The organism is Bradyrhizobium sp. (assembly GCF_030654605.1).
Classification (GTDB): Bacteria; Pseudomonadota; Alphaproteobacteria; order Rhizobiales; family Xanthobacteraceae; genus Bradyrhizobium.
Window position 1 is genome coordinate 1 of sequence record NZ_JAURXB010000010.1, and the last position, 14,142, is coordinate 14,142.

Here is a 14,142-nt window from a genome sequence, read left to right on the forward strand (position 1 = left end):
CCTCGCCGGAGGTGAATTCGGAAATGATGTGGTCGACGATGTCCCATTGCCGCGGGCTGGTGTCCTGCGCCTCGTCGATCAGCACGTGATCGACGCCGCGATCGAGCTTGTAATGCACCCAGGCGGATGCGCCGCCATTCAGCATCGCCAGCGTCTTGTCGATCAGATCGTCATAATCGAGCAGACCGCGTTCCTGCTTCTCGCGGCGGTAATTGGCCGCCGCCGCCGTGGCGATCTGCAGCAGTGCCTGGGTGCGGTCGCGGGTGGTCAGCGCGCGCCGCCGCTCGATCAGGGTGTTGAGCCGGCCGGCTTCGGCGTCGAATGCGCTTCCGATCGCTGGGTTCTCTCGACAGAACTTCTTGGTCACGACGGAGTCGCGGGGCGTGCGATCGTCGGTGAGGAACACGTCGAGATATCTATTCACCTGCTCGATGCCGGATAACACCAGCGCTTCGCGTAGCTTGGTTGCCTGTTTTTGATCCGCCTTGCTGCTGCCGCCGAGAACCGCTGCGACCTCCTCCCAGCGCGATCGCGGCAGATGCGGGCCGTCGACAATTTCGCGTTCGACGCTCTCGATGGAATCGCCGGGATCGACCCCGAGCGCGTCGGACACCTGCGCCGCCGCTGTAACGGCAGAGCCGGCGCTGTCGGTCCAGGCCATGAAGTGGTCGCGGCTGAGACAGGCCTCGCGCACGACATCCTTGAAGGTGACATCGGCGGCATTGGCCATCGCGACCGTCAGCGCGCGCCCGGTCGGGCTGTCGGGATCGCCGGAGGCTTCGAGCAGCACCGCGAGGTTGGCGCGCTCCATCATCGCGGTCTGGTCGCGGTCGTCGAGCACGGCGAAGCGCGCCGGCACATTGGCCTCGAACGGGAACTGTTGCAGCAGCCGGGTGCACAGCGCGTGGATGGTCTGCACCTTCAGCCCGCCCGGCGTCTCCAGCGCGGAGGCGAACAGTTCGCGGGCCCGCATGCGGAGCTTCGCATCGACGCGGACGATGCCGGCCTCGACGATCGCTTCGTCGAGCGCCTCGTCATCGAGCGTGATCCAGTGGCCGAGGGTGGAGAACACCCGCTCCGCCATGTTGGCGGCGGCGGCCTTGGTGAAGGTGATGCAGAGAATTTTCTCCGGCGGGACATTGCTGAGCAGCAACCGGATCACGCGCTGCACCAGCACATGGGTCTTGCCCGAGCCGGCATTGGCCGAGACGAAGGCGGAAAACGCGGGATCGGACGCGCGCGCCTGCGTGGCGCGCACCGCCGGCGGAATGGGGCGCGGCGCTATTGCCATTCTTCGATCCCCAGGCCGCCGGCGGCCGACCATTCCTTGATGCGGGCGAGATCGTCGTATGAGCCGTAACGGTTCGACCACATCGACAGATTGAGCGAGGTATAGGGCTGGTCTTCCTTCTCGAAGGCGCGGATCAGGCTTTCCAGCTTGTTGCGCGCCTCAGTGGCTGCGGCATCGGGTAGCTGCGCCTGATCGCTTTTGTTGATCTTCAACTCCAGCGGCTTCGCTTCGCCCGGCGGATTATTGCCGCTGAGCCTGACATAACCGAGTTCGCTGACCGAGGCGCCCGCCGCAATGCCGGCAAAACCGCCCTCGCGCAGGATCGCCGCCTCCAGCGTCAGCTGCGGCGACAGGCCCATGCGAACCTGCTTGCCGGTCGGCGGTTGCCCGGTCTTGTAATCGAGAATGGCAAAACTGCCGTCACGGCGGCGTTCGATCCGGTCGGCGCGCGCCGACAGATAGAAGATGCGGGCATTGTCGAGCGGGATCGGAATTTCGACGCGAATTTCGGCCTCGATGGCGCTGACATCGCCGCGTCGCACGATTTCCCAGGCCGCGAACCATCCGGCGATGCGGTTGAACCGTGGCCACCACAGCGCGCGGGCTTCCGGCCTTTCCATCAACGGCGCAAAATATTTCTCGCCGATGCGGCGCAACTCGCGCGCGGGATCGTCGGGCAGCGCGGTGGCGTAGACTTGCGTGAATTCGCCGAGCGCATCGTGGATCGCCGACCCGCGGTCGGCGGCCGACAGCGGCATGTCGACGGGATCGAGCGGCGCAAGCTTCAGAATGTATTTGGCGTAGATCGTATAGGGATCGCGCAGCCAGTCCTCGATCGCCGTCACCGAGAGTTTCAACGGCCTCACCGCGCGCGGCGGTTTTGGCGCCGGCTGCTTGATCGGCTCGACCTTGTCGGGGCTGTCGAGCCGGTCGGCGTAGCCGACATAATTTTCGCCGGCGGCGACCGCGGCGTTCCAGCGTTGCTCGCCCGCTACCGCTTCCAGCCGGTGCAGGAAACGCGACGCGACGGCGGGCGCGCCGCCAACCTTCGCGGCGTGACTGAGGATCACGTCATCGGCGCCGAGCAGCTGGGCAAAATCGTGCGCGGAGAGGCCGATGCGCCGCTCCGGCAAATCGAGGCCGAGTTCGTGCCGCATCGGCCGGCTCAGCCACGGATCGATCCGGGGCTGCGGCGGCCAGACGCCTTCGACCAGGCCGCCCAGAATGACGCGGTCGGATTGCGTCAGCCGCGCTTCCAGCTGGCCGTAGATGTGAAGCTGCGCCCGCGCCGATTCCGGCCGCCGCACGATGCGATCGGCGAACGCGGTCTGGAATACTTCGGGGAAGTCGCCGGGATCGACCATCAGGCCGCTCGGCGCCTGTCCCGCGAGCAGATCGTCGAACGCGGCTGAAAGCGCCGCGCCTTGCGGCCCGTCGAAGGCGACCGCGACGCCATCCGGGTCGCGCGACAGTTCCATCAGGACATCGCGATGGCATTTTGCGAGGACGGCAAAGTCATACGGCTTTTTCGCGCCGAGGCCTTCAAGCGGCGCGAGTGCCTTCTGCAACGCTGCGACGAGCGCTTGCGCCGCATCGAGCTGTTCGTCATTGAGGCCGGCCCGTGGCTCCGCGCGGTGCAGCGAAGAGGTCTCGCCTTTGCGGAGCTTTGTCAGTTCCTGGCGAAATCGGGAGAGATCGCGGGCCAAGCCGCTACTTCCCGCCTGCGGACGCGTGCCGCGCAACAGCGCCAGTTCGAGCACCTCGATAGCGGCCTTGAAAGCGGCGGGCGCGCCGCCGAGCCGGCACAGCGGATGCTTCAGCAGCGCCAGCAGCGTCGGCGGCTCCAATCCGTTCGCCGCTGCCTCGGCGGCGAGCCTGGCGAAAATTCCCGCCGACGTGTCCGTCAGCGCGTCGCCGCCGGAATCGTCGAACTCCAGGTTCCAGCGGCCGAGGGCCGCGGCCACGCGCCGCGCCAGCGCGCGATCCGGCGTCACCAGCGCCGCCGATTTGTTCAGGTGGCGCGCCTCGCGCATCGCCACCGCGATCGCGAGCGCCTCCATCTCGGGATTGGCTGCCGCGATGACGGCGAGGTTGGTCATCCCCAGCGAAATCTTCTCCGAAACGTCCGGCTCGCCCAGCCGCCGGTGCCATTGCGCGGTCGCATTCGAGGGCCGCATCGCCTCGGAGACCAGCACGTCGCGCCCATGCGGCGCCGGGCTCCCCAGGATTTCGACATCGCCACGCTTGATGCCGAAGCGATCGAGCAGCGCGTGCATCGCGAATTGCGGATGGTTCGACGCCGGATGCGCGGTGAACCTGCCATCCGTAGTTTGCACACCGCCGATCAATTGCCAGGCGTCGCCGTCGAGGTCGGTGTCGAGCCCCGGCAGCACCACCGCGCCCCGCGGCAGGCCGGCGACGGCATGCAACAGCCGCGCGGTCGACGGCATCGATCCGGTCGAGCCCGCCGCGATGACCGGCCCGTCATGATGCGCGGTCAGGCGCGCGGCTTCGGCCTCGATCAAGAGGTCGCGCCGCGCCGCCGGCTCGATCCTGCCATGCGCCGCGAGGATGTCGGGCCACGCCGTCCTGGCGATGTCGAGGAACTGCAGCGTGAGCTGCCAGTAGCGGTCGAGCGCGTCCGGGACCAGCCCGTCGAGCCTGCTCCATTCGACCTTGCGGATCACCATGTCGTCCATCAGCCGCGCCAGATCGTCGGCCAGCGCCAGCGTCGAGGCCGGCCCGCCGGTCACCAGCGGCGCCTGCGCTGCATCGTCCGGCCGGATCTGCTTTGCCCATGCGGCGATCAGCTGCGCAAGCAGCAGGCGGCGCTGCAGCCCTTCCATCGCGGGAGGGATTTCCAGCGCGGCCGATCCGGGCGAGGCAGCCTGCGCGAACGCCAGTTCGTCCTCGTCGATGTCGCCGAGCGCAACGATGCGCGGCAGCACCACCGCGTCGGTATTCAGCTCGTCGAGAAAGATTTCCCGCGCCATGCGCCCGGCGCGCAGGGTCGGCAGATACAGCGTCGCCTGCGCCAGCCTTGCCGGATCGGTGCGGGCCTCGAAACCCTCGACCAGCCTGCCATCGACCAGAGCGGCGATGACGGTGCGCAGGAACGGCGCGGATAGGGGGACGCTGAAAACGCGCATGGGCTGCCTGATTCGGGATCAGGGGGCAGTATAGGGAGCGATTGCGGATTGGTCATGCGCTGGGGCATCCCCCAGACTGTCATCACCCGCCACCGGGTCGGCGCTTCGCGCCGCCCGATGACAGGCTCCGGCGGGTGACCCAGTATTCCAGAGCCGGAGCGGTAAGCCGAAAGGCCGCGGCGTACTGGATCCCCCGCCTGCGCGGGGGACGACAACTGAGGGGATGCCGCACTGTGGCTTACGCCACGCTGGCGAGAAACGCCCGTTCCGCCGCCTGCACCGCGTCGGGGGTTCCGACATGCATCCACACGCCGTCCAGCCGCAGGCCGAACAGCCGCCCCTGCTCATTGGCGGAATCGAATTTCCGGGTCAGCGAAAACTCGCCCTTCGGCGCGTCGGCGAACAGCGACGGCGACATGATGGCGGCACCGGCATAGACGAACGGAACCACCTCGTGTTCCCGGCGCTTGCGCAGCACGCCGTCGGCCAGCATGGCGTAATCGCCGCGGCCGGCATAGCCGATGCTGCTCGCCGTCGGCGCCATCAGCAACAGGATATCCATCCGCGCGGGGTCGAAGGCTTCCGCCAGCCGCGCCAGATTCGGCCGCACGCCATCGATCCATAGGGTGTCGGCGTTGACATGGAAGAACGGCGCGTCGCCCAGCAAAGGCAGCGCCTTGACGACGGCGCCGCCGGTGCCGAGCACCTGGTCGCGCTCATCCGAAATGATCACGCGGGGCCGGGTCCGCGCCCTGGTGTGATCGATGATCTGGTCGGGCAGATAATGCACATTGACGACGGCCTCTTCGACGCCGGCGTCGTCGAGCTTGTCAAGCACATGATCGAGCAAGGCGCTGCCGGCCACGCGCACCAGCGGCTTCGGCATGGTGTCGGTCAGGGGACGCATGCGCAGGCCGAGACCGGCGGCGAGGACCATGGCTTTGGCGGGCTTGACGGACATTTTTGGAAGTTTCTCGAACGGTTGTGGTGAGCCGCAATCATATCACGCGATTCGCTGGCCGCATGGATGATGACGCCATAGTCGTCCGGCATGACGGCCATACGACGGCGGCGGCGCCACGCTCAGGCGTCGGACTCTTGCGGGCGCCTGGCTTTTTTCCGCTTCTCGCCGGTTTTGAGGAAATTGACGCCGATCTGGTCGCCATTGACCCAGGAGAGTTCGCAGCGGCGGTAGGCCAGGCCGGTGGACGACAGCAGCAGGAAGAATTCCTTCAGGTGCAACCCCTCGACCGAGCCCTCGACCGTCAGCTTGGCGCCGGTTTCCGAAACGTCTTCCATCGTGCATTCGCGCCGCCAGGTGCCGTCGATGCCCATCATGTGCGCGGAAAAGCCGCGTTCGAAGACCACGCGATCGCCCTTGCGCCGCTCGCTCGTCGCCATTGATTTGCTCCCGCCACAGCCGCCGAACCCCGGGCTGTCGGGGAAGGGCACTAACCGCAGGTTAACGCGGGGTGGCTAATAAGCCGTAAACCTACGGGGCCGGCGATGGCACATGGGTGGCATACCACTCCCGAAGCGGTGCCAGCACCGGGTGCGCCAGCGAACGGGTGAGGTAGGTCCAGATCCGGGGCTGGTGGCGCAGATAATGCGGCTTGCCGTCGCGGCGGTTGAGCCGGGCAAAGATGCCGAGCAATTTCGTGTTCCGCTGCGCCGACATGATGGCGTAGAGCTCGGCGAACTCGGCCGGATCGAAGCTGCCGTCGGCCGTGCGCCGCGCCTTGATATAGTGCGTCAGCAGCGCGAGCTCGAGCGGCTCAGGCACGTCGATCCGCGCATCCTGCAGCAACGACACCAGATCGTAGGCCGCAGGTCCCAGCACGGCATCCTGAAAGTCGATGATGCCCACCTTCGCGATGCCATCTCGCTGGTCGAGCCAGATCAGGTTGGGCGAATGAAAGTCGCGCAATGCCCAGGTTCTCGGCGCCGCTGCGGGTTTGCTCAACAACTCGCGCCACAATCTGACGAATTCGGCGCGCGACTGGTCGCTCGGTTCGGCGTTGCGATCCGGCAGATACCAGTCCAGCATCAATCCGGCTTCGGTCAGCAGCGCATCGGTGTCGAAAATGGGAATGGCATAGCTGCGCTGCGGCGCCAGCGGCAGGGTCTCGGGCAATGGCTCGCGGTGCAGCGCCGCCAGCATGTCGGTCGCGGCCTCATAACGCTCAGCAATCGGGGCGGGCGGGTCGCCCGCGATAAATCCTTCGGTGCCGAAATCCTCGGTGATCAGAAATCCGGCGTCGAGGTCGGCGTGAGGGATTGCCGGCGCCGAGAAGCCGCGCTCGCGCAGGCCGTTGGCCATGGCGACGAACGGCTTGACGTCCTCGGCCAGATGCACCGCGGCGCTGTATGATTTTCCGTCATAGATCGCCGGCCCATCGGGCCGCCGCGGTGAGTTCATCAGGATCACCACGCCATCGTCGCGGATCAGCCGCGCATAGGAACGGGTCGAGGCGTCGCCGGCCATGCGGCGGCGCCTGGCGTCGAGATAGCCGGCGCCGTCGAGAAACTGCCGCAGCGTCTGCAGCCGCGCCACCTGGGCTGCCGCCTTGCCGTAGCCGGTGATTTCGGCCGATCGCGCCGCCGAGCCCAGCGCCGGGCGATGGCTGAGCGCGATGTCGATGCGGTCTTCCGGCAGCGCGCCGGCGGCGCGTTCCGGCCATTCGATCAGCACCACCGTGGCTTCCGGCAAGGGCTGCAGCCCGATCTCCTCCAGCTCGATGGGATCGTTGACGCGGTAGAGATCGGCATGAACCAGCGGAAACGGCGCGAGGTCGTAGCTTTGCGCCAGCGTGAAGGTCGGGCTCGGCACCTCCAGCGCGTCGTCGTCGGCGAGATAGCGGATCATGGCGCGCGCCGCCGCGGTCTTGCCGGCGCCGAGATCGCCCGACAGGGTGATCAGGTCGCCGGGGCCGATCAGCAAAGCGAGGTCGGCCATCAAATGTGCCGTCGCCGTTTCGTTCGACAGCGCCAGCGAGAATGTGACGGGAGCGGTCATTCCGCGGCGTGACGATGCGCGGCCTGGTCGATCGGAAAGTCGCAGGTGACGGTCGTGCCCCTGCCGACGATCGAATCGACGCTCACCTTGCCGCCGTGCAGTTCGACAAAGGAGCGCACCAGCGACAGGCCGAGGCCGGCGCCGCGATGCTTCGAGCCGTTGGAATGGCTCTCGAACCAGTCGAATACCTTGTCCTTGACGTCGGGCGGAATGCCCGGACCGGAATCGGTCACGGTGAAGACCACGCTGTGTTCGGTGCGCCGGGCGCTCAGGCCGACGGTGGCGTCCTGCGGCGAGAACCCGACGGCGTTGGCCAGCAGATTATACAGCACCTGCACCACGCGGCGCTCGTCGCCGGTGAAGTTGCCGATATTGGGATCGACGTCGACCTTGAGTTCGATGCGGTCGGTGACGAGCCGGTCCTGAATGCCCTCGGCAGCAGCCTCGATGGTCTTGCGGATATCGACGGAACCGAGATTGAGCGACATCGCGCCGGCGTCGATGGTGGCGAGATCGAGGATGTTGTTGATGATGGCGAGCAGCGCGTTGGTCGAGGCGGTGATGTAGCCGAGATATTCGGCCTGCTTCGGCATCAAGGGGCCGGTCGCGGGGTCGGCGAGGAAATGCGCGAAGCCGATGATGGTGGTCAGCGGCGAGCGCAGCTCGTAGGACACGTGGTGGACGAAATCGACCTTCATCTGGTCGGCGGTCTCCAGCGCCTCGTTGCGCTCGCGCAGCGCGCGCTCGACATTCTCGGTGTCGGTGATGTCCTGGAAGGTCAGCATGGTGGCGCCGTCAGGCAGCGGCATGGTCATGCAGTCCAGCACGCTACCGTCGTTACGCTCCAGCTTCAGCGGCACCTCGACCCGGTTCTCGATCGCGGTGATGGCTTCGCGGATGGTCCGCCAGGCGGCTTCGTCGTCGAACAGCGGTTTGCACCAGGCTTCGAAGGTCTCGATATGCGGCTGCTCGCGCAGCGCCTCGGGGGACAGCTTCCACATTTTGGCGAAAGCCGGATTGAACAATTGGGCGCGGCCGTTGCTGCCGAACACCGCGACGGCTTCGGCGAGATTGTCGAGCGTTTCGCGCTGCACCCGGATCAGGCCGTCGAACCGCCGCGCCAGATCGAGGCTTTCGGTGACGTCGTCGAACAGATAGGTGACGCCGCCCTCCGGATTGGGCGTGGTGACGACGCTGACGGCGCGGCCGTCGGGCAGGTACCAGGTGTCCTTTTCGGGCTCCACCGCGCGATAGGCCTCGTGCAGCCTGGCCTTCCAGGCCCGGAAATCCGGCTGCTCCGGAACTTTTCGCGCGGCCCGCAAACGATCGAGCACGCTGGAATCGTCGGGATTGCTGTCGAGGAAGGCGCGGTCGAGGTCCCACAGCCGGCGGTAGGAATCATTGTAGAATGCCAGCCGCCGCTGGCCGTCGAACACCGCGACGCCGGACGACAATTGATCGAGGGTGCGGCGATGCGCTTCCGCCATCCGCTCCAGCGACGCCCGCAATGCGGTGGCCTCGGAGGCGTCGATGGCGATGCCGGCTGAGCCGCTGCCGACATTCATCGCGCGCACATCGTAGATGCGGCGCTCGCCGCCGACCACGATCGGCAGCCGCGCGGTGAAGCTTGATGCTTCCTTCAGCGCCCGGTCCATCGCGCCGCGGTCGTCACTGTCGAGCAGTTCGAGGCCGCGATCGATCGCGTCGGCGACGCTGACGGCGTCGGTTGCCCGCGCATAGGCGGCATTGGCGTAGTTGAGACCGCCCTTGGCGCCCTTGGCCCAGATCGGCCAGGGTGCCGCGGCGGCAAAGCCGCGCAGCGTCTCGGTTTCCTCAGACAGCGCCCTGTAGCGCAAATTGGTCTCCGCCAGTTCCCGGCGCAATCCGCCGAGTTCGCGAATCCGCACAATGGCCTGGCCGCCGATGGCGCGGCCCATGGCCTCCAGCGCCTGTCCGTTCGAGGTGGTGAGGTTGATCAGAAAGCCCTCGCCGGCTTCGCGCAGCGCGTCGACCGCGTGGTCCATCTGCAGCGCCGGCTCCGGTGGCAGCCAGGTTCCAAACGCCAGAATGCGCTGCGGCGAATCCTGCGCCATCAGCAGCGAGGTATCGCCTGATATCTGCGGGCGATTGTCGCCCGCGGCCCATGCGATCAGGATTTGCGGCTCGGCGAACAACAGCGCGCGCAGGCGATCGGCCTGGACTTGCAGATCCCCGATGTCGGAGCGCAGCCGCGCCTCATTGGCTGCCGCGCGAACCCGGGTGCGCATCAACAGGATCGCGGCCACCACCGAAAAGCCGAGCAGCGCCAGCGCGGTGGCCAGGATCACGAATTCCTGGTGATCGAGATCGAGCCAGGCCACGATCGACTGAATGAAGGGCAATTCGCCGGCATAAGCGGGTGCTGCCGGCAGCAGTGCCGTCATGCCAAAGGCGATCAGGCCGTTACGTGCCAGTGAAGTGCACGACAGCAGGGTCCGACGCATCGCCACGATCACGCCCGACATGGTTTGCCCCAAACCGCACGACTTTACGTCCGGCGCGCTTCAACCCGCCGTTCGCGAATCGAACGACAATATCCCCAACCGGACTCGGGGGGTAAGAGTCCAGATCGTGAACGTGAATCGCATCGTAAAAAAATGCGTTGAGGTGACGTTTGCGGAAATCGATTTGGTAAAATTTACCGTTGTTTTACGGGCCGATCGCGCGGGGTCAGGTGGAACCGGCGGCGAGCTGCAGTTTCATCACCGTTACGACATCGCGCAGCTGAGACGGGTCGCCGGTCGTGCGCTTCACCAGCAGCGCGCCCTGAAGGGCTCCGAACACCAGACGGGCCACCTTGCTCGCCGGGGCGGGAATCCTGAATTCCCCGCGCGCGACCCCGCGTTTGAGAATCCCGGTCAGCCAGGTCTGGTGCGCCCGGAAGAAGCGATCGACGCGCGAGCGGAGTTCCGGTGGCAGCGCCAGGATCTCCCCGGCCAGCGCCCCGCACAGGCATACCTGATCGGGCGTATTGGCGTAGCCGAGATAGGGCTCGATGTAGAAATCCAGCATGGCCATGGCAGGCTGCGATTGGTCCTGGGCGATGGCCGTGAGCGCGTCCCCGAAGCGATCCACGTAGCGGTCGACGACCGCCATTCCCAATTCGGTTTTCGAGGCAAAATGATAGTGGATGCTGGCCTTGGTGATGCCGAGAGCGTCGGAAATGTCCTGATAGCTGAACGCACTGTAGCCGCGTGTCTGGATCAGCATCTCGGCGAGATCGAGGATCTGTTCGGCGGTTCTGGATCGTTGCTTCGGCGCCGCGGTCGTCATCGGTTTCCTGTCATGACATCGGGCGCAGATGACCTCGCTTCACCCAATATGTCGCTCCGCCGTTTGATCCCAGCCTGCGCTGGAAACCCGCCGGGTTCCTCATCCATGTTCCGGCACGGTATACCCCGTATTCGTCCCGGAGGTCACCGGACAGTATGAATATCTCCTCACCGCCGGAACAGTCCGCGTCGCATGGACCCGCGCCGGCGTCCACCCGCTCCAGCGATACCTGTTCGCGCGCATCGGGAGCAGAAAACAGCGCGAGCCGCATCACCCCTGGCTGACCCGCGGCCTTCCATTTGACGATGTTGGTGTCGATGACCAACCGATGCCGTTCGGAGGGCGCCATCTGTCTCAACTTGACGAAAATGGTGCAGCCAAGCGCGGTTCGCGGCGCATGCCGGCTTTGCGGCGGGTTGCGAACATAGGTTCCGGCCGGATAGTCGCCATGCTCGTCGGAAAAAACCCCGTCGAGCACAAGAAACTCTTCGCCAAGCGCGTGCTCGTGCACCGGAAAAACGCTGGCGGGGGCATAGCGAACGAGTGACGTCGCGCGCGCCACTTCACCGCCAATGCGATCGAGCAGCCGGCGTTCGACACCCGCCTGCGGCGATGGAATCCACGGCATTTCACCGGTGGCGATCACGACCCGGCTGGAGAAGTCGGCGTTGACGAGTTCAAAAGATGGATCCTGGGACATTTGGCGAGGCTCCCTCAAAAGCGTTCGGCGAACGGCCGCAGATCCATCTCCTGGGTCCAGGCCGAGGGATGCTGCGATGCAAGTCCGAGATAGGCGGCAGCGACCGAGTCAGGGTTCATTCGGGTGGACCGCGCCGGTCCGAATCTTCGATCGGTCTGCGGCTCGTCGATCAATCCGTCGAGAATGACATGCGCGACGTGAATGCCGTTGGGGCCGAACTCCCGCGCCAGCGATTGCGCCAGGCCGCGCAGGGCAAATTTCGCCGAGGCGAAGGCCGAAAACTGCGCGGCCCCGCGCAGTCCAGCCGTCGCGCCCGTCAGAACGATAGTGCCTTTACCGCGTGCGACCATGTACGGCAGCACCAGCTGCGCCGATGTCACGGCGCCGAGGCAGGCCACCCGCCACGCCTGCTCGAATTCGTCCGCCGTCGTCTGCTCGAACGGCTTTCTTACCAGCAGATGCGGATTGTGCACGAACACATCGATGCGCTCGGCATGCGGTTGCAGCACGGCTGCGACGTCGATCGGCTGACCGACGTCGCAGATGAGATGGGTGTAGGCGCCGCCGCCCTGTTCGACGCGCTGGCTGAGTTGCGCGGACGATCGCTCCGTCCGTGCAAGTCCCACGACATCGTAGCCCGCCGCGGCAAACGTCCCGGCGATGCTGGTGCCGAGACCTTCGGCCGCTCCGGTGAGAAGCAGTGTCGGTCGGCGAAGACCGCTCATTGCCGTCAAATCCAGCGCAGGATGCTGGCGAGAAGGACGATCTGCGCCACCCAACCGACTGTGAAGGCAAGCGTGCGGACCAGCGGAGCGCCCGCCAGATAAACCAAGAAGTGCACGAGACGCGCGAAGAAGTAGACCACGACGGCCATTTTGGTCGCAGGCGTCGAGATGTTGAGCAGATGCGCCACCAGCACCGCCGGCACGAAGATCGCGAGGTTCTCCACTCCATTCTGGTGGGCCTTGATGGCGCGCTGGGCCCACAGCGAATGCGGCCCGCCGCCTTCCGGCTTGGTATCCGAGAGGGCCGGCCACACCCCGCGAACGGCGAGGCGATCGAGAATGTACGGCACCCAGAACAAGGCCGTCATGAGAACGGTGAGCGTCAGCCAATAGAGTTCAGTGGTCACGAAGGCTCCTTTTCAAATGAAGCTCAGAACTGACCTACTAGTAGGTAAATGTCAATACGTCGGTAATGGGACCGGGCGAGTGACGGGGCGATGGTCCAGGAAAGCCTCCTTTTAGGGAGTGCTGCGGCTAGCGGCCGGTGGAACCGAATCCGCCGGTGCCGCGATCGGTGGCGGAAAGCGTCGCCACGGGAACCAGCTCCGCCATGACCACAGCGGCAATCACCATCTGCGCGATGCGCTCGCCGCGCCGGATCGGGAACGGGGCATCGCCATGGTTGATCAGCAGCACGCCGATCTCGCCGCGATAATCCGCATCGACCGTGCCGGGCGAATTGAGCACGGTGATGCCGTGCTTGGCCGCAAGCCCGGAGCGCGGCCGGACCTGGGCCTCAAAGCCCGGCGGCAGCGCGATCGTCAGCGCGGTCGGGACCAGCGCGTATTTTCCGGGAGCGAGTACCATGGGCGCGCCTTCCGGCACCGCCGCCAGCAGATCGAGCCCCGCGGCGTGCGCGCTCTGATAGGCCGGCAGCGCCAGGCCTTCGCCATGCGGCAATTGCCGGATCTCGACTCTCACGACTGCGTTCACGGATTTTTTCCTACGGTGTTGGCGATTCGCGCCACCAGTTCGGTGGCGACCTGCTCTTTGCTCATGGCCGGCCAGGATTCGACCTTGATGTCGACCGCGATCCCGCCGCCGTCGCGGGTCAGCAGATGAACCGTGTTGCGGTCGCCGCCCATCACGCCGGTCGCGGGCGATACGTCGTTGGCGACGATCCAGTCGCAGCCCTTGCGCGCAAGCTTGGCCTTGGCGTTGTCGATCAGGTGCTCGGTCTCGGCGGCGAAGCCGATCACCAGCGGCGGGCGCGTGTCGCCGAGTTTTGAAATCGTCGCGAGAATGTCGGGGTTTTCCACCAGCTGCAGCGGCGGCATCCCGGCGGACGTCTTCTTCAGTTTCTGCTCGCCCGCATTGTCGACGCGCCAGTCGGCGACGGCAGCGGCGAATACAGCGATATCCACCGGCAGCGACGCTTCGACCTGGCCCAGCATGTCGCGCGCGGACTCCACATGCTTCACGGTCACCCCTATGGGATCGTCGAGGTCGACCGGGCCGGAGACCAGGATGACATCGGCGCCGGCGGCCTGCGCCGCCGCGGCAATGGCAAAACCCTGTTTGCCGGAAGAGCGGTTGGCGATGTAGCGCACCGGATCGATCGGCTCGTGGGTGGGCCCCGCGGTAATCAGCACGCGCTTGCCCGCCAGCGGCCGCGGTTGCGGTGGCCGCAGAAATTTCTCGGCGGCGCCAGCGATTTCCGTCGGCTCCGCCATCCGGCCGACACCGGCCTCGTTGGCTTCGGCCATTTCGCCGGCATTGGGTCCGATCATCGCGATGCCGTCGCGTTGCAGCTGCGCCACGTTGCGGCGGGTCGCGGCATTGTTCCACATCAGGGGGTTCATTGCCGGCGCCAGCAGGATCGGCCGGTTGGCCGCGAGCAGGATGGCGCTGGCGAGATCGTCGGCATGGCCCTGCGCCATCTTGGCCAT

The 14,142-nt window shown here is 66.2% G+C and carries 12 protein-coding genes; all 12 read right to left on the minus strand.

Going from position 1 to position 14,142, the window contains the following annotated elements:
• A partial coding sequence (locus tag Q7U29_RS00630) for a UvrD-helicase domain-containing protein (RefSeq protein WP_304737346.1) occupies positions 1-1,291 on the minus strand: 1,291 nt, incomplete at its 3' end.
• On the minus strand, positions 1,282-4,440 hold the full coding sequence (addB, locus tag Q7U29_RS00635) for a double-strand break repair protein AddB (RefSeq protein ID WP_304737347.1): 3,159 nt from the start codon (positions 4,438-4,440) through the stop codon (positions 1,282-1,284). The genes addB and Q7U29_RS00630, both read right to left, overlap by 10 nt.
• 238 nt (positions 4,441-4,678) lie before the next feature.
• The gene (locus tag Q7U29_RS00640; RefSeq protein ID WP_304737348.1) at positions 4,679-5,401 is read right to left on the minus strand and encodes a nucleotidyltransferase family protein; all 723 of its coding nucleotides are present in this window, start codon (positions 5,399-5,401) and stop codon (positions 4,679-4,681) included.
• Positions 5,402-5,523: 122 nt separating this feature from the next.
• A complete protein-coding gene (locus tag Q7U29_RS00645; RefSeq protein WP_304737349.1) occupies positions 5,524-5,841 on the minus strand; it encodes a PilZ domain-containing protein in 318 nt (105 codons plus the stop codon).
• A 91-nt stretch (positions 5,842-5,932) separates the two neighbouring features.
• The gene (tsaE, locus tag Q7U29_RS00650; RefSeq protein WP_304737350.1) at positions 5,933-7,456 is read right to left on the minus strand and encodes a tRNA (adenosine(37)-N6)-threonylcarbamoyltransferase complex ATPase subunit type 1 TsaE; all 1,524 of its coding nucleotides are present in this window, start codon (positions 7,454-7,456) and stop codon (positions 5,933-5,935) included.
• A complete protein-coding gene (locus tag Q7U29_RS00655) occupies positions 7,453-9,960 on the minus strand; it encodes a PAS domain-containing sensor histidine kinase (RefSeq protein WP_304737351.1) in 2,508 nt (835 codons plus the stop codon). The genes tsaE and Q7U29_RS00655 overlap by 4 nt, the downstream gene beginning before the upstream one ends.
• A gap of 205 nt (positions 9,961-10,165) precedes the next feature.
• Positions 10,166-10,768 carry a TetR/AcrR family transcriptional regulator gene (locus Q7U29_RS00660; RefSeq protein ID WP_304737352.1) on the minus strand — a complete coding sequence of 201 codons (603 nt, stop codon included), beginning with the start codon at positions 10,766-10,768 and terminating at the stop codon, positions 10,166-10,168.
• Between the two features lie 10 nt (positions 10,769-10,778).
• Positions 10,779-11,468, minus strand: coding sequence for a cupin domain-containing protein (locus Q7U29_RS00665; protein WP_304737353.1), 690 nt, complete (start codon positions 11,466-11,468; stop codon positions 10,779-10,781).
• Positions 11,469-11,482: 14 nt separating this feature from the next.
• The gene (locus tag Q7U29_RS00670; protein WP_304737355.1) at positions 11,483-12,193 is read right to left on the minus strand and encodes an SDR family NAD(P)-dependent oxidoreductase; all 711 of its coding nucleotides are present in this window, start codon (positions 12,191-12,193) and stop codon (positions 11,483-11,485) included.
• 5 nt (positions 12,194-12,198) lie between these two features.
• Positions 12,199-12,600 carry an MAPEG family protein gene (locus Q7U29_RS00675; RefSeq protein ID WP_304737357.1) on the minus strand — a complete coding sequence of 134 codons (402 nt, stop codon included), beginning with the start codon at positions 12,598-12,600 and terminating at the stop codon, positions 12,199-12,201.
• A gap of 127 nt (positions 12,601-12,727) precedes the next feature.
• Entirely contained in the window at positions 12,728-13,186 is a 459-nt protein-coding gene (gene dut, locus Q7U29_RS00680) for a dUTP diphosphatase (protein WP_304737359.1), read from the minus strand.
• Positions 13,183-14,142: bifunctional phosphopantothenoylcysteine decarboxylase/phosphopantothenate--cysteine ligase CoaBC (gene coaBC, locus Q7U29_RS00685; RefSeq protein ID WP_304737360.1), on the minus strand; the 960-nt coding region annotated here is incomplete at its 5' end. The genes coaBC and dut, both read right to left, overlap by 4 nt.

Excerpts from the sequence above, each read along its gene's own strand:
- addB (WP_304737347.1), bottom strand. The coding sequence starts at position 4,440 with ATGCGCGTTTTCAGCGTCCCCCTATCCGCGCCGTTCCTGCGCACCGTC.
- Q7U29_RS00640 (WP_304737348.1), bottom strand. The coding sequence starts at position 5,401 with ATGTCCGTCAAGCCCGCCAAAGCCATGGTCCTCGCCGCCGGTCTCGGC.
- Q7U29_RS00645 (WP_304737349.1), bottom strand. The coding sequence starts at position 5,841 with ATGGCGACGAGCGAGCGGCGCAAGGGCGATCGCGTGGTCTTCGAACGC.
- tsaE (WP_304737350.1), bottom strand. The coding sequence starts at position 7,456 with ATGACCGCTCCCGTCACATTCTCGCTGGCGCTGTCGAACGAAACGGCG.
- Q7U29_RS00655 (WP_304737351.1), bottom strand. The coding sequence starts at position 9,960 with ATGTCGGGCGTGATCGTGGCGATGCGTCGGACCCTGCTGTCGTGCACT.
- Q7U29_RS00660 (WP_304737352.1), bottom strand. The coding sequence starts at position 10,768 with ATGACGACCGCGGCGCCGAAGCAACGATCCAGAACCGCCGAACAGATC.
- Q7U29_RS00665 (WP_304737353.1), bottom strand. The coding sequence starts at position 11,468 with ATGTCCCAGGATCCATCTTTTGAACTCGTCAACGCCGACTTCTCCAGC.
- Q7U29_RS00670 (WP_304737355.1), bottom strand. The coding sequence starts at position 12,193 with ATGAGCGGTCTTCGCCGACCGACACTGCTTCTCACCGGAGCGGCCGAA.